Annotated in this window: 17 protein-coding genes; 12 read left to right on the plus strand and 5 right to left on the minus strand. The window is 54.8% G+C overall.

Features of this window, described 5'->3' with window-relative positions; translation table 11 throughout:
• Positions 1–27 precede the first annotated feature (27 nt).
• Positions 28–1,707: a methyl-accepting chemotaxis protein gene (locus AC3WJN_RS07580; RefSeq protein ID WP_007781614.1), complete on the plus strand. Its 1,680-nt coding sequence runs from the start codon at positions 28–30 to the stop codon at positions 1,705–1,707.
• Between the two features lie 221 nt (positions 1,708–1,928).
• Positions 1,929–2,393: a hypothetical protein gene (locus AC3WJN_RS07585; RefSeq protein ID WP_007781617.1), complete on the plus strand. Its 465-nt coding sequence runs from the start codon at positions 1,929–1,931 to the stop codon at positions 2,391–2,393.
• Between the two features lie 117 nt (positions 2,394–2,510).
• Here the strand turns inward: AC3WJN_RS07585 and AC3WJN_RS07590 are convergent, their stop codons facing one another.
• Positions 2,511–2,948 (minus strand): Dps family protein, encoded by a 438-nt coding sequence (locus AC3WJN_RS07590; protein ID WP_007781621.1) that lies wholly within the window; start codon positions 2,946–2,948, stop codon positions 2,511–2,513.
• Between the two features lie 112 nt (positions 2,949–3,060).
• Here AC3WJN_RS07590 and mobA point away from each other — a divergent pair, with 112 nt between their 5' ends.
• Positions 3,061–3,681, plus strand: a complete 621-nt coding sequence (mobA, locus tag AC3WJN_RS07595) for a molybdenum cofactor guanylyltransferase (protein WP_007781625.1) — start codon at positions 3,061–3,063, stop codon at positions 3,679–3,681.
• 31 nt (positions 3,682–3,712) lie between these two features.
• Here mobA and fdhD read toward each other — a convergent pair whose 3' ends face one another.
• The gene (fdhD, locus tag AC3WJN_RS07600; RefSeq protein WP_007781627.1) at positions 3,713–4,510 is read right to left on the minus strand and encodes a formate dehydrogenase accessory sulfurtransferase FdhD; all 798 of its coding nucleotides are present in this window, start codon (positions 4,508–4,510) and stop codon (positions 3,713–3,715) included.
• Positions 4,511–4,935: 425 nt separating this feature from the next.
• Between fdhD and AC3WJN_RS07605 the strand changes: the two genes are divergently transcribed.
• The 5 genes from AC3WJN_RS07605 to mobB all read left to right on the plus strand — a co-directional run bounded on the left by AC3WJN_RS07605 (position 4,936) and on the right by mobB (position 11,002).
• A complete protein-coding gene (locus AC3WJN_RS07605; protein ID WP_007781632.1) occupies positions 4,936–6,210 on the plus strand; it encodes an L-lactate MFS transporter in 1,275 nt (424 codons plus the stop codon).
• A 52-nt stretch (positions 6,211–6,262) separates the two neighbouring features.
• On the plus strand, positions 6,263–6,628 hold the full coding sequence (locus tag AC3WJN_RS07610; protein ID WP_007781634.1) for a Na-translocating system protein MpsC family protein: 366 nt from the start codon (positions 6,263–6,265) through the stop codon (positions 6,626–6,628).
• 197 nt (positions 6,629–6,825) lie between these two features.
• Positions 6,826–9,174: an FdhF/YdeP family oxidoreductase gene (locus tag AC3WJN_RS07615; RefSeq protein WP_025847980.1), complete on the plus strand. Its 2,349-nt coding sequence runs from the start codon at positions 6,826–6,828 to the stop codon at positions 9,172–9,174.
• A 43-nt stretch (positions 9,175–9,217) separates the two neighbouring features.
• Positions 9,218–10,477: a molybdopterin molybdotransferase MoeA gene (locus AC3WJN_RS07620; RefSeq protein WP_025847982.1), complete on the plus strand. Its 1,260-nt coding sequence runs from the start codon at positions 9,218–9,220 to the stop codon at positions 10,475–10,477.
• A gap of 9 nt (positions 10,478–10,486) precedes the next feature.
• Entirely contained in the window at positions 10,487–11,002 is a 516-nt protein-coding gene (gene mobB, locus AC3WJN_RS07625) for a molybdopterin-guanine dinucleotide biosynthesis protein B (protein ID WP_025847984.1), read from the plus strand.
• Between the two features lie 136 nt (positions 11,003–11,138).
• Here the strand turns inward: mobB and AC3WJN_RS07630 are convergent, their stop codons facing one another.
• Both AC3WJN_RS07630 and AC3WJN_RS07635 read right to left on the minus strand, forming a co-directional pair.
• Complete coding sequence (locus tag AC3WJN_RS07630; RefSeq protein ID WP_235694749.1) at positions 11,139–11,453, minus strand: histidine phosphatase family protein; 315 nt, start codon at positions 11,451–11,453, stop codon at positions 11,139–11,141.
• A gap of 212 nt (positions 11,454–11,665) precedes the next feature.
• The gene (locus AC3WJN_RS07635) at positions 11,666–12,325 is read right to left on the minus strand and encodes a suppressor of fused domain protein (RefSeq protein WP_429779048.1); all 660 of its coding nucleotides are present in this window, start codon (positions 12,323–12,325) and stop codon (positions 11,666–11,668) included.
• A 229-nt stretch (positions 12,326–12,554) separates the two neighbouring features.
• Here AC3WJN_RS07635 and hmpA point away from each other — a divergent pair, with 229 nt between their 5' ends.
• Positions 12,555–13,772, plus strand: a complete 1,218-nt coding sequence (gene hmpA / locus AC3WJN_RS07640; RefSeq protein ID WP_007781656.1) for an NO-inducible flavohemoprotein — start codon at positions 12,555–12,557, stop codon at positions 13,770–13,772.
• Positions 13,773–13,796: 24 nt separating this feature from the next.
• Here the strand turns inward: hmpA and AC3WJN_RS07645 are convergent, their stop codons facing one another.
• Entirely contained in the window at positions 13,797–14,306 is a 510-nt protein-coding gene (locus tag AC3WJN_RS07645; RefSeq protein ID WP_007781659.1) for a Crp/Fnr family transcriptional regulator, read from the minus strand.
• Positions 14,307–14,531: 225 nt separating this feature from the next.
• Here AC3WJN_RS07645 and AC3WJN_RS07650 point away from each other — a divergent pair, with 225 nt between their 5' ends.
• The 3 genes from AC3WJN_RS07650 to AC3WJN_RS07660 all read left to right on the plus strand — a co-directional run bounded on the left by AC3WJN_RS07650 (position 14,532) and on the right by AC3WJN_RS07660 (position 18,772).
• A complete protein-coding gene (locus AC3WJN_RS07650; protein ID WP_007781661.1) occupies positions 14,532–15,476 on the plus strand; it encodes an MBL fold metallo-hydrolase in 945 nt (314 codons plus the stop codon).
• 293 nt (positions 15,477–15,769) lie between these two features.
• Positions 15,770–17,551 (plus strand): M3 family oligoendopeptidase, encoded by a 1,782-nt coding sequence (locus AC3WJN_RS07655; protein ID WP_007781666.1) that lies wholly within the window; start codon positions 15,770–15,772, stop codon positions 17,549–17,551.
• A 258-nt stretch (positions 17,552–17,809) separates the two neighbouring features.
• The gene (locus tag AC3WJN_RS07660; RefSeq protein WP_309479844.1) at positions 17,810–18,772 is read left to right on the plus strand and encodes a metal-dependent hydrolase; all 963 of its coding nucleotides are present in this window, start codon (positions 17,810–17,812) and stop codon (positions 18,770–18,772) included.
• Positions 18,773–18,774 lie beyond the last annotated feature (2 nt).

The following is an 18,774-nucleotide window of genomic DNA, read 5'->3' on the forward strand; positions in this document are numbered from 1 at the left end:
ATTTCCTTGCGAATCGGAGGGTACAGCATGAAATGGACAATCAGAAAGAAAATCATTGGCGGATTTTTAGCGGTGTCTCTGCTTATGGTGATCGTGAGTGGACTGTCGTTCGCCTTTCTGAAGGAAGTGGACACCTCGTACACGGAGCTGGTAGACGTACAGGCGAAAGTGCTCCTGAACGCCAAGGCGATTCAGGTACAGGCAACGCAGATGAACAGCAGTTTGCGGGATTACCTGCTGACGCAAGATCCGGAAGCCGCGAAAAAAATGGAGGAGGCAAGCAAGGAGCTATCTGCTCTCGTGTCCTCCACCATGGAAATCGCCTCAACGCCAGAGACCAAGGATGCGCTGGGCAAAATCGAGACTTTGAACAAGCAATACGATGAAGTGAAAAACCAGATTCTCTCCGTGAGCAGCGACCGGGCTCTGGAAATCGCCACGACCACGTTGTTTCCGCTTTCCAGGGACATTCGGGCGGTAGCTGACGAAATCAATGAGCGGGAACAAGCACAAATGACGCAAGCCTCGCAAGAAAACTCCATTCGGGTAGACGGCGTCATCACAACCGGACTCATCATCAGTGCGATCGCAGTCGTTTTGGCACTTTGCATTGGCTATTTTGTCTCGCGCTGGATTGCGAGACCCGTCGTCTTGTTGGCCTCTTCTGCACAAAAAATGGCGGCGGGAGACCTGACTGTGGAAGATATCGTGGTAAAGAACAAGGACGAGATCGGAGAACTGGCGCGTTCCTTTACCGTCATGAAAAACAACTTGCGTACCCTGATACATCAAGTGGGCGTCAATGCAGAACAGGTTGCCGCATCTGCGGAAGAGTTAACGGCAAGCGCTGAACAAACAAGCAGAGCCACCGAGCAAGTCGCTTCCATCATGCAAGAAGTAGCCTCGGGCTCCGAGCAACAAGCCTCCAGCGTAGACCAGAGTGCCCAGACACTTAACGAAATGGCGCAAGAAATTGAAAAAATTGCGGCCAACGCCCAGAAAGTATCCGCTTCCGCCGTACAAGCAGCGCAAGTGGCAGAGGAAGGAAATCAGGCGCTCCAAACCGCAAACGAACAAATGGGTTCCATTCACGCCAAGACGCATGACCTGGCAAATGCAATCCAAGATTTGGGCGATCGTTCAGAGGAAATTGGCGAAATTGTTCAAGTGATTACCGACATTGCTGCTCAAACGAATTTGCTGGCTTTGAATGCAGCTATTGAAGCGGCAAGGGCAGGGGAACACGGCAGGGGATTTGCTGTCGTTGCAGAGGAAGTAAGAAAGCTTGCGGAGCAGTCAGCCGGATCGGCAAGTAAAATCAGCGATTTAATTTCGATGATCCGCGAACAGATGCAAAAAGCGGTAGCTTCCATGGCTCAAGTGAAAAACGAAGTAAGCGAAGGTATGGTAGTAGCAACCCAGGCAGAAACTTCCTTCGCGCACATCCAACGCTCAGTGGGCGATGTTGTTGTTCAGATTCAAGCGGTGTCAGGCAGTGCGCAGCGGGTCGCAGGGTCGATGGAAGACATTGTGCAATCGGTGGCAACCATACGGGAAGTAGCCAGAGAAATAGCAGCCGGAACGCAAAATGTTTCTGCTGCTACGGAAGAGCAGTTGGCTTCCATGGAAGAAATTGCTTCGTCAGCTTTGGCTCTGTCCAAGATGTCCGAAGAACTGCAGAAGATCGTTTCGAATTTCAGGTATTGAGGAAATAATCGTTTGTGTAGGACACTGACAACTCCCTTAAGTATAGGCATGCTTGGGGGAGATTTTCATATAAGGGAGTTAGCTCGTTTTTTTGGCTATCGCGAAAGTCGTCAGCGTTTGTGCGCCTAAATTCCTCGTTTTCAAGGGGGACGAGTTATATTATCATTGAGGGTACATTCCATAAAATTCTACTTTTTGTGAAAAGGGGAATACATAGCGCAATGTTTAATGAACGGAAAGCGTTGCAGATGACACTGCAGGCCATGCTGGAGCAGCGAATGGCTCTGCGCCGGCAATACGTAGACCAGGACAAGCAGTTGGGAGCAGACATCAAGCAAATTCTGAACCGGATTCGGGAAATGGATGCCGAGGCAGGCTTTGATGCAACTGAGCTGTCTGACGAAGTAGCGGTGGCGACTGAGGAGCTTCCGACAGATATGGTGAAGCGGATCAAGGTACGAAAGACCCACATTCGTCACAATTATCAGGAAGTGGCCAATCACATCGAGAACATCTTGCGGGAAAGCATGTCTCCGATGTCCCTGGCCGATCTTTGTTCGATTTTGAAGGAACGGCATGACGTAGAGTTCGCCAGCCCGTACATCGGCGTACAAAAGTCATTGAAGTATCTGCCTCAGGTAAAAGTGGGAAAAGATGGAAGAAAGCTGATTTTTTCACTGGCGTAGACAGAAAAGACGGCTTGCCTGCTTCGGACTTGGACTGGGTAGCCGCTTGATTCACAGCAAAAAAGGCGACGTGCAAGCACGATCGCCTTTTTGTATGGGATGGTAACGGGCAAGCTGTTATTGCAGGAAAGCGTTGAGCATCCAGATGTGTTTTTCCAGACCGCTGCGAATTTCCAGGAGCATGTCCGCTGTCGCCTCGTCGTCTGCTTGTTCGGCAGCCTCGATTGCCAGTTTCAGCTCGTCGACGAGGATCGCGAAGTCGCGGGCGACGGTTTCCACCATTTGCTCGGCGGTTTCATTGCCTTCCGCTTCTGTGATGCTCGCTGTATTCAGACATGCGCTCAATGTGCCTACAGGTTTGCCGCCAATTGCCAACACGCGCTCTGCCAATGCGTCGATGTGCGCCGAAGCTTCGTTGTACAGCTCTTCAAACTTCGCGTGCAGGGTGAAGAAGTGAGGGCCTTTTACATTCCAGTGAAAGTTGTGCAGCTTGGTGTACAGAACTGTCCAGTTTGCCACTTGTTTATTCAAAACGTTGAACATAGTGTTTTCCATAATCGTAACCTCTCCTTTTTTAAAATGATTTCTTATTTATAATTATTATAAACTAATAGTGGTTATTGTCAACCCTTGCAGGAAAAAATCTTGGAGACGGCAGGAGATGTTTATGCAGCCAAACGTACACGCGGTCATTCTGGCTGGCGGAAAAAGCAGCCGGATGGGCGTCGCGAAAGACCAGCTTCCATGGCGCGAAGGCACCTTGGTGACAGAGCTGGGAACAGAAATTTTGGCGATGGGGATGCCTTGCCTGATCGTGTGCAACGAGCCTGAGCGCATCCCGGCAGAGCTTGTCAAACGAGACGGCGTGAGCGTGACGGCCGATCTGGTGCCGTCAGCGGGACCCGTGAGCGGCCTGGTGACGGCGTTTCGCCTGTGTAGGAAGGACGTGCTGCTCGTGCTCTCCTGCGACTTGCCGTTTATGGACCGGACGCAGCTCGCAAGCCTGCTCGCCTATGCCGCCGGAAAAGACGGTTGGGACGCGGTCATTCCTTCGGCACAGGGGCGGATTCATCCGCTGTGCGCCTTGTACCGCAAAAGCACGCAGCCCGTCTGGGAACAAGCGTTGGAGCAGGGCGAGCTGCGGCTGATGAATACGATTCGCAAGCTGTCCGTCCTGGAAGTGCCGGACGGCTGGCTCGACCCGTGGGCGCTGTTCAATGCCAATACTCCGGAAGAGTACGCGGCTGCCATCCGCGAAGAGCAACGCAGAAAAACAGGACGGCCGTAAGCTTGTCCTGTTTTTCACGCAAGAAGCGGAGCTAGGGCAAAATGATCCGCTCCGGATGCGTGTACACATTCATTTTGTTTTGGCGGATGAAGCCGACGGCCGTGATTTGCAGTTCCTCTGCCAGTTGCAGGGCGAGGTCGGTCGGAGCCGATTTGGACAGGATGATGCCTGCGCCGATCTTGGCGGCTTTCAACAAAACTTCAGACGAGAGCCGTCCGCTGAACACGAGAATCTTGTCCGCGGTCGAGATATTATCCCGCAAGCACTTCCCGTAAATTTTGTCCAGCGCGTTGTGGCGTCCGATATCCGAATATTGCAAGAGAACTTGGTCAGGCGTGCACAGAGCCGCGTTGTGAACGCCTCCTGTCTGCTGATGGATAACGGAGGAGGCTTGCAGCTCGTCCATGAGTCTGGTGCATTGGGCAGAGGTGACGGTGGTGGTGCCGCTCGCCGGCTTTGCTGTGCGGGCATCGCTGAAAAAGTAGAAGGACTGTCTGCTTTTGCCGCAGCACGACGTAATTCTGCGCTTGGAGTAAAAGCTCTGGGACAAAATCGTTTCTTTGTGCAGGTCTACGTAGGCCAGCCCTTTTGCCTCGTCTATCGTGATCTGCCTGATCTCCCCGAAGCTTTGGATGGCTCCCTCCGCTGCGAGAAAACCGATCACCATCTCGTCCAGATCGGCTGGCGTGCAGACGACGGTGGCGAACTCTTCGTCATTGAGAAAAATCGTGAGCGGGTACTCCGTGACGATCTCGTCGTCTTCCCAGTGGTGCTGGTCAGCCGTCACTTTCAGGACGCGCAGGCGGGTTGTTTTGCTCAGTTTTGACATGCGAACCTCCCGTATCATGTTCATGCGTGGAGAAATGACAAGTTGTGAATAGATTTTGACAGAGAAAATATTGTCGAGTGAGCGCTTACATGGTAGTATACTATGTGAGGGTGAAAGTGTCATAAAATTTTCTACTTTCAGTAACTTCCTGCGCGTATAGAGCGAAAAGACACGGAACAGCGAACCTGTCACCGAATCTCTCGCTGTGAATCGCCAATTGAATACGATGGCACGTGCTTGTTGATGCTGACGTAGCGTTCCTGCTGATGATTAACTGCTGTGTTTCATTGATACCTTTGTTTCCGTGTGTGCGGAAAAAGCGGGGGGTGTCGATGAAATCAGCAGTTTTTCTTTTTGCTTTCGGAGTGGCGCACCAGTGATTGGGCTTCATTCCAACCAAGACCATTTTAAAGGAGATGAACATGATGGAGCAACAAGTGAAAAACCGTTGGCTGATTGCACTGGCTGCGGTGGGGATCCACATCTCGATTGGATCGGTGTACGCGTGGAGTGTATTTACCAAGCCGATCACCCAGCAATTTGGCTGGGAACTGCCCGATGTGCAGTTCACTTTCAGCATCGCGATTTTGTTTCTCGGGCTGTCCGCGGCTTTTCTCGGACACTACGTAGAAAAGCACGGGCCGCGAAAAGCGGGAACGCTCGCCTCGATCTTTTTCGGCGTCGGGATTGTCGGCTCCGGGCTTGCCATCCAGCTTGCCAGCTTGCCGCTTTTGTACATTTGTTATGGCGTGCTGGGCGGAATCGGCCTTGGGGTCGGGTATATTACCCCGGTGTCTACGCTTGTGAAGTGGTTCCCGGATCGCCGCGGACTGGCGACAGGACTTGCGATCATGGGCTTTGGCTTCGCTTCGATGATCGCCAGCCCGATCATGAACGCGCTGATTGAGAGTGTCGGCATTGCGAACACCTTTTACATTTTAGGTATCATTTATTTCGTCGTCATGTTTGCATCTGCGCAATATTTGTCTCCGCCGCCAAAAGGCTGGGTGCCCGCAGGTTTTTCGACCGAAGGGGCAGCAGGCGACAAGCAAATCAAAAAAGACTTGTGCCAGCTTACCGCCAACGAAGCGATCAAGACGCGCCGTTTTTACTGGCTGTGGCTGATGCTGTTCATCAACGTGACTTGTGGAATTGCTGTCATCTCCGTCGCTTCGCCGATGGCGCAGGAAATGGTCGGCATGTCCGTGCAAACCGCTGCGCTGATGGTGGGCCTGAACGGCTTGTTCAATGGCGGCGGACGAATCGGCTGGGCTTCGCTGTCTGACTACATCGGGCGGGCGAATACGTACACGGCTTTCTTCGCGATCCAGATGGTGCTGTTCTTCCTGTTGCCGAACATGAGCAACCCGGTGCTGTTCATGATCGCGATGTTCATCATCATGACCTGCTACGGAGGCGGCTTCGCCTCGATTCCTGCCTACATTGGCGACCTGTTTGGCACGCGCCAGCTCGGGGCGATTCACGGCTACATTTTGACCGCATGGGCGGCGGCAGGGCTGGCAGGCCCGATCTTCGCCGCATGGGTGCGCGAGACGACGCAAAGCTACACAGGAACGATGAGCGTGTTCGCTGCGATGTTCATTGTAGCCTTCTTTATTTCCCTCTTAATCCGGTTGGATATTAAAAAATTGAAGGAAGAAGCCAGACAAAGAGAAAAGTCAGTTGAATTGGCTAGTTAATCAATGGTAAAGTCTTAGTAGAGAATGATTGGAATAAAGGTGAGTACCGTCGATGAATAAGTTCGAAGCAGAGTTCAGTAATTTGGTCAGAGCTTTCCGGAAGCGCCATATGGGGAAAGGACCTAGCAAGATCAGCACCACGTTTTGCAAAAACTGGGCGATCTGCGAAATGGAGGGCAATCTTTCGCCGGTGGAAAAGTTCATTGCCACTTCGGAAGATGGAAAGCAGACACTACGAGCTGCCAGAACCGAAATGGTCAAGGAGATGTATCGGAAACACCAGCCAGTTGACATGGAAGCGTTTCTGGGCGCAAAACTCGTCGACCTGTTCGTCGACATTGACATTGAACGTGATTTTGGGATGTCCATCTTTGTTTTCGATCAGGACATCGAGAAAAAATGGAAAAACGAACCGTAAGTCTAAGCGAAGCAGCGTTCCTGTTCACCGGTTAGACAAAGCGGACTTCGCAAGCAAACACGACGTTGAGACTAGGTAGCGAACCTGCCGGAGACAACCACCGTGAACGCGCTCTCTTCCTATCAGGGATCAGGGACGGTTTCATGGTGGTTTTTTTAATCTCACGCGTGTTTGACCAGAGAGGAGCGTAAAAACAAATGGGCAAGACCAAGCATAATGGACCCGTCAAACTGGACACGTCGCTGAAGCCTTCCTTGTGGGCTTCCATGATACCCATGGGACTTGGCAAAATCAAGCCGCATCACATCATTGACACGATGAAGGTCGTGTATGACAACCGGGACAACCTGGGCTACGCCTACCGGATTTTGACCCAGGGAGTATGCGACGGCTGCGCGCTCGGCGTATCCGGTCTGTACGACCAGACTCTCACAGGCCCGCATTTGTGCACGACGCGCCTGAACGTGCTGCGCCTCAATACAATGCCTGCCATGGATGACAAATGGCTCGAAGATGTAAGCGCTCTAAAACAGATGTCGAGCGTGGAGTTGCGCAAGCTGGGCAGGATTCCTTATCCGCTGTCGCGCAAGCCGGGCGAAAACAAATTCACGCGGATCAGTTGGAACGACGCTCTGGACCGGATCGCGAACAAGATCAAAGGCATCAGTCCTAAGCAGCTCGCGTTTTTCTTGACTGCGCGGGGAATTACTAACGAAGTGTACTATACGGCAGCAAAAATGGCCCGTTTTCTGGGGACGAACAACATCGACAACGCCTCCCGCATTTGCCACTCGCCGAGCAAGACAGCCTTGAAGCGGTCGCTTGGCATCGGGGCGTCAAGCTGCAACTACCAGGACTGGATCGGCACGGATGTGCTCGTCTTCTTCGGCTCGGTTCCGGCGAACAACCAGCCTGTCTCCACGAAGTACATGTACGCGGCCAAAAAAGCGGGAACGAAGATCATCCTGATTAACCCTTACAAAGAGCCGGCGATGGAAAAATACTGGATTCCGTCGGTGCCGGAGAGCGCTGTGTTCGGCACGAAGCTCGCGGACGATTTTTACCAGGTCAACATCGGCGGCGACATCGCCTTCATGAACGGCGTGATGAAGCACTGGTTTGAGATGGAGGAGGCCAATCCGGGCTCGGCGATCAACCGCGAGTTTGTCCGGGAGCATGCAAACGGCATCGAGGAGCTGCGGGGGCATGTGACCAATCTGCCGTGGGATCAGATCGAGCAATCCTCTGGCTTGAGCAGGGAGCGGCTGAAAGAATTTGCGCTTTTGCTCGCCAATGCCAAATCAGGCGTATTTGTATGGAGCATGGGACTGACCCAGCACCGCTTTGGGACCGACAACATTTCCTCCGTTGCCAATCTGGCGATTCTGCGCGGCTTTTTGGGCCGGAAGCACTGCGGCGTGATGCCGATTCGCGGCCACTCCGGCGTGCAAGGCTCCGGGGAGATGGGAGCGGACCCGTTCAGCTTGCCTGGCGGCGATTTTGACGAAAAGAACTGGACGAGAATCGAAAAGCTGTGGAAGTTCCCGATCCCGAAATGGCAAGGCGATATTGTCGGCATCTCGCTCGAAAACGCCCTGCTGCCCGATGGACACGAGCGCAAGACGCGGCTGTTTTACACGAGCGGCGGCAACTTCCTGGAGACGATGCCTGACCCTGACTTCATGGAAAAATGTTTGGAGAATGTCGAGCTGCGCGTCCATCAGGACATCATTTTCAACACGTCTACCCTCGTCGATGCCAAGGAAGAGGTAATCGTCCTGCCGGCGATGACGCGCTACGAGCAGCCGGGCGGCGGCACGTCGACCAGTACGGAGCGGATGGTGTACTTCAGCGCCGAGATCGAGGGACCACGGATTGAAGAGGCGCGGGCCGAGTGGCAGATTTACGTCGATTTGGCTGCGCGCGTGCATCCGGACAAAAAGCACCTCATGCATTTTGCCAGCGCGGAGGAAATTCGTGCGGAAATCGCGCAGGCGAATCCGAACTACGACGGCATCCAGCATTTGAAAAAACGCGGAGATGTGTTTCAATGGGGAGGGGCCTGGCTGTGCGAGGACGGAGTGTGCCCGACGCCAGACGGCCGAGCGAATCTGCTGCCGATCGAAATTCCGCAGCTTGACAAGCCGGAAGGGCATTTTTACGTGACCACCCGCCGCGGCAAGCAGTTCAACTCGATGATCTACAGCAACAAAGACCCGTTCAACAACGCGGATCGCTACGATATTTTAATCAATCCGGAAGACGCGCGGGAACTGCGCATTGCGGAAGGCGAAACGATTGTCGTGTATAATAGCTATGGCACCTACCAAGGGCGCGCCAAGTTTGAAGATACGAGAAGAGGGAATATCCAGGTGTACTGGCCGGAAGGAAACGTGCTGATTCCAAAAGGCGTGTACGAAGCGTTCGCGGGTATCCCGGAATACAATACGGCAGTGAAGATCGAAAAGGCGGATTCGTTCACTGCTAATAAAGATTTGAAATACAAGGAAAAACCGATAGAAGATCTGGAAGTAAACGTCGGCTGACAAAAACGGCGTGATGGGCGGTCACAATTAGGAGGAACGGACGATGCGTTTTGCGCGACAAACAGTCTCGGTAGAGGAAGCGATGGGCAAATGGCTCGCGGCATTGCCTACGCTGGAAACAGAACGGGTGCACATCGGGGAGGCTTACGGGCGAATTTTGGCTTGCGATTTGTACGCAACGTACGATTTGCCGCACTTTGACCGCTCGCCGCTGGACGGCTTTGCCGTAAGGGCGGCGGATACGGTCGGGGCTACGATCGCGAGCCCGCTCGCCCTCAAGGTGATCGAAACCGTAGCGGCGGGACAGGTGCCTGAGCGAACCGTGACGGAAGGCTGCGCTACGCGGATCATGACCGGAGCGATGATGCCGGAAGGCGCCGATGCCGTGATTATGTTTGAGCAAACGCAAAACCCTGGCGAGCACGCGGAAACCGTCTGGATCAAGCGGGCGATGCAGCCTGGGGAAAATGTCTCCCGCCGCGGCGAGGAGATGGCAAAAGGAACGGTGATCGCCAAGGCTGGCGAGAGGATCAACGCAGGCACGATCGCCAGTCTGGCTACGTTTGGCTACGCGCAAGTCGATGTTTTCCGCCGGCCGCGAGTCGGTCTTCTGGCGACGGGCAGCGAGCTGTTAGGCATTGACGAGCCGCTCGTCCCGGGAAAAATTCGCAACAGCAATATGGTGATGCTGACCGCTCTCATTGCCGAGGCGGGGGGCATCCCTGTTTGCTTTTCCGGCCTGCCCGATGAACTCGCCGTGGCGAAGCAAAAAATCAGCGAATACATGCAGCAAGTGGATGTGCTCGTCTCCAGCGGAGGGGTGTCAGTGGGCGATTTCGATGTGATCGCGCTCCTGACGGACGAGCCGGACGTGGAACTTTTGTTCAACCGGGTAGCGATGCGCCCGGCCAGTCCGACGACGAGCATGCTCGTTGGAGGCAAGCCGTACTTGGCGCTGTCGGGAAATCCCGGAGCCTGTTTCCTCGGCTTTGAGCTGTTCGCGCGGACGGCGATCCGGCGCCTTTCCGGGGCGGCAGAAGTCGTCCCGCACGCAATCCGGGCGAGGCTGGCCGTTTCTTATCAAAAGCCGTGCCCGTTCCCGCGCTATTTGCGCGGCAGGCTGCTGGAACAAGACGGCGGACTTTTGGCGGTGCCTGATTTCAATGAAAAGGCGGGCAATCTCGGAACGCTCAAGGACAGCGAATGCTTCATCGTCATTCCGCCGGGCGGAAGCGGCAAGCAGGCGGGCGAGCTGGTCGAAGTTTTAACCCATGCGGCCCCGACCTGGAGGAAGGAAGGATAGCGAATGGACCTGGACAAACAGCCGTGCGTGTTGCAAATCGTCGGCTATTCCAACAGTGGCAAGACGACGCTGTTGACGAAGCTCATTCCTCTGCTGGAGGGCGCCGGGCTGCGGGTTGGCGTCATCAAGCACGATGGCGGCCACGATTTTGAATGGGATCAGCCTGGAAAAGACACGTGGCGCTATCGCGAGGCAGGAGCTTCGATCGTGGCAATCACCTCGCGGACGAAGACGGCAATCGTCGAGCAGCGCCCGCAAGAGCTGGCCGTACTCGTACAGCGTCTCGCGGCCGCCGGAGCGAACCTCGTCCTCGTGGAAGGCTTCAAGCGGGAAGGCTACCCCAAGCTCGTGCTGTTGCGGCGGCCGGAAGATGCTGAATTGCTCCGGTCCGTGTCCAACCTGGTCGGAGTGGTAAGCTGGGGAGAGCAGAAGCAGGCGGAGCTGCCCTGTTTTCACGTAGACGACATAGACGGCATCGCCCGGTTTGTGCGAGAGCGGATCGAGGAAGCGCCGCCAACTATTTAATAGAAGCAAAAAGATCATCCCGGCCGAGGCGAGGGATGATCTTTTTTTGGATCGGGGCCGCGAAGGCTTGTCGCCAGTGCCTGGTGCAGCCAGGTTTTCTAATAGGCAAAACGTTTCGACTGGCACAAACGTTTGCTCACGACTCAGGCTGTTGCCGCTCGAACAAATAAAGCGCGCCGTTGCTCGCAATTTTGAACTTCGGTCCGTTGAAGCCTCGGCGAATCAGAATCGCCCAGAGCAAAAACGGCAGCCTAAGCCGTGCAGGCAAGGCAGGCGGCGCGATTTCCTTTAGCTCGGCCATTTGCGTAATCGGTCCCTGAAAGATCAGCTCCGCCGTTTTTACCGCACGCGAAAGCGAGCTGGAATAGCATCTGCTCCACTCAATTCCTTTCAGGTCGGTCCGGCCTGCCTCAATGTCGGCCAGGTCGTACGTTTGAAACCATGCATTCACGTCCCGGCCGCATATGAACGCACCTTTTGGATAATCTTGCTTGACTTTGTAATGTCTTACTAAACCTATTTTCAATGTCAGTTCCATTCCTTCCCCGTTGAACCGGATGGCAGGAGACAGGAGCTTTGCGCACGGTGCTGCAGAAACATAGAGTCGCAGACTGCCAGACTGCCGACGGGGAACGCGTCATGCCCGGTGCTTTTTTCGGCTGTTCACAAGTAAGACTGAACCCTGTTCATATCTGTCAGCAAGTATGGATTGTCCTTTTTCATCGCTGCAATCAATGTCTCCGCCTGCGCAGGGTCGTCCTTCAACGCTTCCAGTTCCTTTTGCGTAATGCCGACCAGTTGCAAAAACTCTACTCTGCCATGGACGGTGTCGATTCCTTTTGCTTCTGTATCCTCTACAATGAGCAGGGCCGTAATCGCCGAATCTGTGCCAATATGAATCGACGTGCCGTTCCCTGCGACAAACTGGTTAGGCTCGAAAAACCGTTTCTGGGTGTATGTATAGCGCGCCAGGTTGGACAGCATGTCGATCGCCCACATACATTCCTCGTTGGAATCTTTCTTTAACTTGATCGTCATCTCATAGCCCCAACGGCTCCATTCGCCGCCGTATGCCTCTTCGTCCGTGTACAGCTCCGTCATGCCGTAGGTCAAAATGTGCTTGTAGCCGTTCGGAGATTGATAAATGCTGAAGCCATCCAAATAGGCGTCCCCGCCAAACATGGCGCGATTCACCATATTTGTCGCATAATGTGCAGGCTCCTGTGCAGGATAAAGCTGATGGAACACTTCGTCGATCGCGTCCCAGCCCGGTGCCCAGTCGTCCTGCTCGGATGCGCGTTGTTTGTATTCTTCCAAAGTCAAGCAGCATACCCCCTCCAATTTTGGTTATATCTTACTATAGCGCAGGACGGAGCAACAGGGCCAAATCTCGTAAAACTTTTATGATTAACCAGCTTCAGCAGGCAGGAAGCTCTTTTTTTGTTGTCACAAATCGTTTCTTTTTCCTGTGATTACAATCACAGGAGGCAAAAGCTTTGCTCCGGTACACTAGTGACATAGATCACAGGTTGATTTTTCAAGGAGGGCCAATATGCTGAACCAAAAAACGATCGATATTATCAAATCCACCGTGCCTGTACTGGAAGTGCACGGGACAACGATAACCAAACGCTTTTATCAACGGATGTTTGCCAACCATCCAGAGTTGTTGAACATTTTCAATCACGCTAACCAAAAACAAGGCAGACAGCAAACGGCACTGGCTAATGCGGTGTATGCGGCTGCCCTGTACATCGACAAGCTGGAAACGATTTTGCCCGTCGTCAAACAGATCGGACACAAGCACCGCAGCTTGGGCATCAAGCCGGAGCATTATCCGATTGTCGGGGAAAACTTGCTCGGTGCGATCAAAGAGGTGCTGGGCGATGCCGCGACAGACGAGATCATCGAGGCTTGGGCGGAAGCGTACGGGGTAATCGCAGACGCGTTCATCAGCGTGGAGGCGGAAATGTACGAACAGGCGGAGAATCAGCCAGGCGGCTGGGCCGACTTCCGGGAGTTTGTCGTGGAGCGCAAAGTAAAAGAGAGCGATGTCATCACGTCCTTTTACCTCGTACCGAAGGACGGGAAAGAGATTGCGAGCTACGAGCCAGGTCAGTATGTAAGCGTCAAAATGGAGATCCCGGGAGAGGAAAATACGCACATTCGCCAATACAGCCTCTCGGATGCGCCGGGCAATCCGTACTACCGCATCTCCGTCAAACGGGAGGACGCGATTGGCGACAAGCCAGCCGGAAAAGTATCCGTGTACTTGTGGGAGCACGTTAACGAAGGAGACATTTTGCCTCTGTCCGCGCCAGCAGGCGACTTCATTCTTGACCAGCAGGATGACAGACCTGTCGTGCTCATCAGTGGCGGCGTAGGGCTGACACCGATGATGAGCATGCTGAAAACGCTGGTGAAAACGGGCTCGAACCGCCCGGTGACGTTCATTCACGCAGCGCAAAACGGAAACGTGCATGCGATGAGAGACAGTGTGGAGGAGTTGGCTGCCCAGCATCCGCAAGTAAAAGCGTTCTGGTGCTACGAAAAGCCGACCGAGCAGGATCGGGCAGCGCAAGCCTTTCACAAAGAGGGCTACATTGACTTGCCTTGGCTGCAAAGCGTCATTGCCGACAAAAACGCGAGCTTCTATTTCTGTGGCCCGGTTCCTTTCATGAAAACAGTCAATCGGGCCCTGAAGGAGTGGGGAGTGCCTGCGCAGGACATTCACTTTGAGTTTTTCGGTCCTGCCGGAACGCTGGACTAAGAGCTGGAAGCAAGCTCGCAGCGCTTACTTGCGGGCGCCTGACTGGGCACGCAGCAAGCGGTTGACCGTTTCCCGGCGCAGCCCGATGAACTGGCCGATTTCGTCCTGGGTCAGCACTTCGGACAGGGAAGCGACGGGAACGAACGACTGGAACCAGAGTTGCAGCTTGCGCAGTCTTTCCGCCGGAGATACTTCGGACAACTGGTCGATGCGCTGCTGCATCATGCGCAGCTTTCCTTGCAACTGCAAGGCGATCTCCCGGCATTTCTCGTGGTTTTCTTCCAGTTCGCGGTACCAGTCGGCCGCGGACAGCACTTCGACCTCACAGGTGACGAGCGCGACGGCTGTTCCGTAGTAAGGATTCGGGCTGAGCAGCGAGTGATGCGGGATCGTCTCGCCTGGCACGATGACGTTGACCAGCGTGAGCGTCCCGTCTGCGTGCACCCGGTTGATTTTGAGCATGCCGCTTTTCAGATGGTAGAGCGGCCCTGTCTCGCCTTGGCGGAACAGCGTTTCCCCTTTGTGCAAAATCATTGGTTTTCCTCCTTGTTCAAACGATCCATACGGCAGTAGCAGTATATCACAATCTGCTTTGCCAGCACCTGCTTTCCGCGACTGGAGGGCAGGTGCTTTTTCGCGTAGTGGACAGGTGCGGTTTTATGTGGAAATCAGCAGTTTCCGGCATGTTTTGCCCTTGCGTTCCAGACGGAATCGTTTGCTATAATGAGACAATCACGTTATGGAAAAAGGTGTTCTCTGATGCAAAGTACGATCCTCATCTGGCTTGGCTACCTGCTCGGACTGCTCGTTGTGGGCTTTTTTGGCTACGTGGCGTACCGTTACTGGTACCATATGGGACAGCTTCCGAAGCCGCCGTTTCGAGAGCTGGATGCGAAGCCTGCGCCTGAGAACTGGTCTGATGATGAGGTGACGTTTACGTGGATAGGCCACTCGACGATTCTGTTGAATGTTTACGGAACCAAAATCTTGACTGACCCGGTATTAGGCGAAAAATTGGGACTTCGCGTCGCAGGGCTGCTGCATTTTGGCCCCAGGCGCTTCACGCCTCCCGCTCTTGATTTTGACGAGATCGGCAGCGTGGATTTGATTTTATTGTCCCATGCCCATATGGACCATGTCGACCTGCCGACGCTGCGCCGGCTGGCTCATCCGTACACACACGTCATCACGGCCAGCAATACCGGAAAACTGCTTCGCCGCATGCCGTTTGCCTCCTGCAAGGAGCTTGCCCCGGGGCAAGCCACGACGACAAAAGACGGAGTGACCGTCACGGCGATTCCGGTCAGACACTGGGGCAACCGTTTCCCGTGGAACCATGACTACGGTTACAACGGCTACGTCATCGAGAAAAACGGCGTGCGCATTTTGTACCCTGGCGACACTGCCTACATGTCGATGGAGAGTTTGCCGCAAGAGTTTGGACAGTTTGACCTCGTGTTCATGCCGATCGGAGCCTACAAGCCCGATTCCTACCAGGCTGCGCATTGCACGCCCGAGCAGGCGTGGCAAATGTTCAAGGAGAGCCGGGGCAAATGGCTGGCGCCGATTCATTGGAACACGTTCGTCCTCTCGCGCGAGCCGGTAGACGAACCGATGCAGCGTTTGCTTGCGGCAGCGGGCGAGGAAAAAAATCGGATTATCGTCGAGCGGCAAGGAGAGACGTTCACCTTGCCCGTGCGATAGCAGCGATTGCTTGCGTGAAAAAGCAAGGTTGGAAGCGACTGCTTGCGGGCAGTCGTTTTTTCGTACAAATAAGAATTGATAAGATTTTTATCCGGTATAAGGCAAGGAAGGTTGCACCAATGCAATGGCTTGGCGCAGCCAGGCTTTCTACTGCTCGCGGCAGCTTTTGGCAGGCGCGGGATGGCTGGCGACGTGCCGCGATGATAGCCGCCCGGACGAACTGCATAAACTAGAAGGAATCACCTGCTTCTTATAGAAATTATTTTATCAAGAGTTTTGGAGGAGGGATACATATGACGAAAGCATTGCCGCAGCGTTGGGATTTGGATGTATTATTTCCCGGTGGAAGCGAGTCGACTGCGTTTTTGGCTTTTCTGGAGCAGTTGGAAAAAGATATTTCGCAACTGAAAGCCCGCGTAGAGGATGCCGCACTCGCCTTGCAGGAAAAGGACGCGTTTTTGGAGGTTGTCTCCGAGGTGCAAAGCATCGCGGTGCGGATGAGACAGGCGGGCGCGTTCATTTCGTGCCTGACCGCGCAAAATGTGAAGGACGAACCAGCCAAGCTGCTCGGCGGACGGGTGAAAACGATCTCCGCTGCATTCGGCGCCGTGCTGACGCGCTGGGATGAACAGTTGCTGCGCATCGACGAAGCGGCATGGAACAGCTTGCTGGAGGACGGGGAGCTGCAGCCGCTCGCGTTTGTGCTGAACGAGCGCCGTCGCCGCGCCCAGGAAAAGCTGTCGCCGGAGCAGGAAGTGCTGGCGAGCGACCTCGCTGTGGACGGCTACCACGCCTGGCAAGATTTGTACAACGCCGTGGTGGGCCGGATGACGATCGAAGTGGAGCTGGACGGGGAGACGAAGCAGTTGTCCGTAGGGCAAGCCTCCAACCTGATGAGCCATCCGGACCGCGCCGTTCGCAGCCAAGTATTTGCCAAATGGAAAGAAGCATGGGGCAAGGAAACCGAGCTGTGCGCGCAAGCACTCAACCACCTGGGCGGCTTCCGTCTCGCCCTGTACCGCCATCGTGGCTGGGATTCCGTGCTGCGCGAGCCGCTCGACATCGGGCGGATGCAGGAAAAAACGCTCGAAGCGATGTGGCAGGCGATCGACAATCGCAAAGACCGTCTCGTCGCTTACCTGGAACGCAAGGCGAAGCTGCTCGGCATCGACAAGCTGAGCTGGTCTGACGTATCCGCTCCGGTCGGAAGCGTGCACAAAAAAGTGTCGTACGACGAGGCCGCTGCCTTGATCGTCGAGCACTTCAACCGTTTCAATCCGAGCATGGCGCAGTTCGCCCAAAAGGCGTTTGAAGAAGGCTGGATCGAGGCGGAGGACCGCCCGGGAAAACGTCCGGGCGGCTTCTGCACGAGCTTCCCTGTGAGCAAGCAGTCCCGCGTCTTCATGACGTATGCGGGAAGCGCAAGCAACGTCTCCACGCTCGCGCACGAACTGGGGCACGCGTACCACCAGCAGGTGATGTGGGATTTGCCGCCGCTCGCCCAAAACTACGCGATGAACGTAGCGGAAACCGCCTCGACGTTTGCCGAGATGATTCTCGCCGACGCTGCCGTGAAAAACGCGGCCAACGACGAAGAGCGCCTCGTGCTGCTCGAAGACAAGCTGCAATCCGTCGTCGCGTTCTTCATGAACATTCACGCGCGCTTCCTGTTCGAGAAAAACTTCTACGAGCAGCGCAAAAAAGGTCTGGTGAGCGCAGCCGAGCTGGACCGCATCATGGAAGAGGCGCAAAAGACGGCGTTCAAAGACGCCCTCGCGGAGTACGAGCCGCACTTCTGGGCGTCCAAGTTGCATTTTTACATCACGAGCTATCCGTTCTACAACTTCCCGTACACTTTCGGCTACTTGTTCAGCTTGAGCGTGTACGCGCGTGCGCTGGAAGAAGGCGAGAGCTTCGCGGCAAAATACGATGCGCTCCTGCAGGACACCGGCCGTCTGATGGTCGAGGATTTGGCGAAGAAGCATCTGGGCGAAGACATGACGACCGTCGAGTTTTGGCAAAAAGCAGTCGACCTGGCTGTGGCAGACATCGACGAGTTCCTGCGCCTGACGTAAAAAAGCAATTAGAAAACCTTGCGTATAGATTGGTGAGTCAAGCAGCCTGTTGCTTCGGTGACAGGTTGCTTTTTTTATGCGGAAAAGAATTGGCCCGCTTCTCTCTCGTATAAAGGCCGTTTTTGCCTCCATTCGTAGAGATTTTGTAAAGCTGCCGTCAAAAGCTTCGGATAACTTTTACCTGCGCTTTACCGAAATCCCGCTGTTCGTTTCGTACAGTAAAAGCGAAAGGGATAGCATGCAAAGGGAGGGATTATCATGGACACTGCCAGCCATCTTTTGCTCGGGGTCACGCTCGCGGGCCTGGCCCAGCTCACTCCTGCCGTTGCGCACGATCCGGTGTTGGCGCAAGCGGTCATGGTCGCAACGGTAGTCGGCTCTCACGCCCCCGATTTTGACACGGTGGCCAGACTTCGCGGCATCTCTTTTTACATCCGTTTTCATCGGGGAATCACTCATTCGCTTCCCGCCTTGTTCCTCTGGCCGCTCCTCATCTCGCTTCCCGTCGCCTGGGGCTTCGGGCAGATGGAGTATTGGGGCATGTTGTACGGCTGGACGTTGTTGGCCGTCGTGCTACACGTCTTCCTCGACATGCTGAATGCGTACGGTGTCCAGTGCATCCGGCCGTTCAGCCGCCGCTGGGTGCACCTCGACGTGCTGGCGATTTTCGAACCGTTTTTGTTTGCGCTTCATTTGACGGCGGCCGTTTGGTGGATCGGCTTCGGCGGGGAAGCTGCCGTGCTGTTTCCTGCCGCCTACGCCATTACGTTTGCGTACATCGGCGTGCGCGCCTGGCAGCACCAGCGCCAGGTCAAACGGGTGAAAAGCGCCTTGAACACAGACGGCGTCTGCCATGTTTTGCCCAGCTTCCATCCGTTTCGCTGGCGATTCGTGATTGAGGCGGAGCAGCGGTTTTATACGGGAAGAATCGAGTATGACCACGTGCTCTTGGAGGACGTCTACCCGAAGCAGTACCGCGACGAGATCATTCAGGCGACTGTCGGCGTGGACGGCGTGCGCGCTTTTCTCGGCTTCGCCCAACGAATCCACGTCACCTGGAAGGAGCGCCAGGACGGGTATGAGGTCACCTGGAGCGACGTGCGCTTCTGGTACGACCGGAAGCTGCCGTTTGGCGTCGACGTGGTGCTCGATCGCGAGCTGAACGTGGTGGAATATCGGCTCGGCTGGCGCAAAAAAGCGTGGGACCCGCCTTTTGTCTGAGC

It is taken from the genome of Brevibacillus sp. FW306-2-1A-C05A (assembly GCF_058781555.1).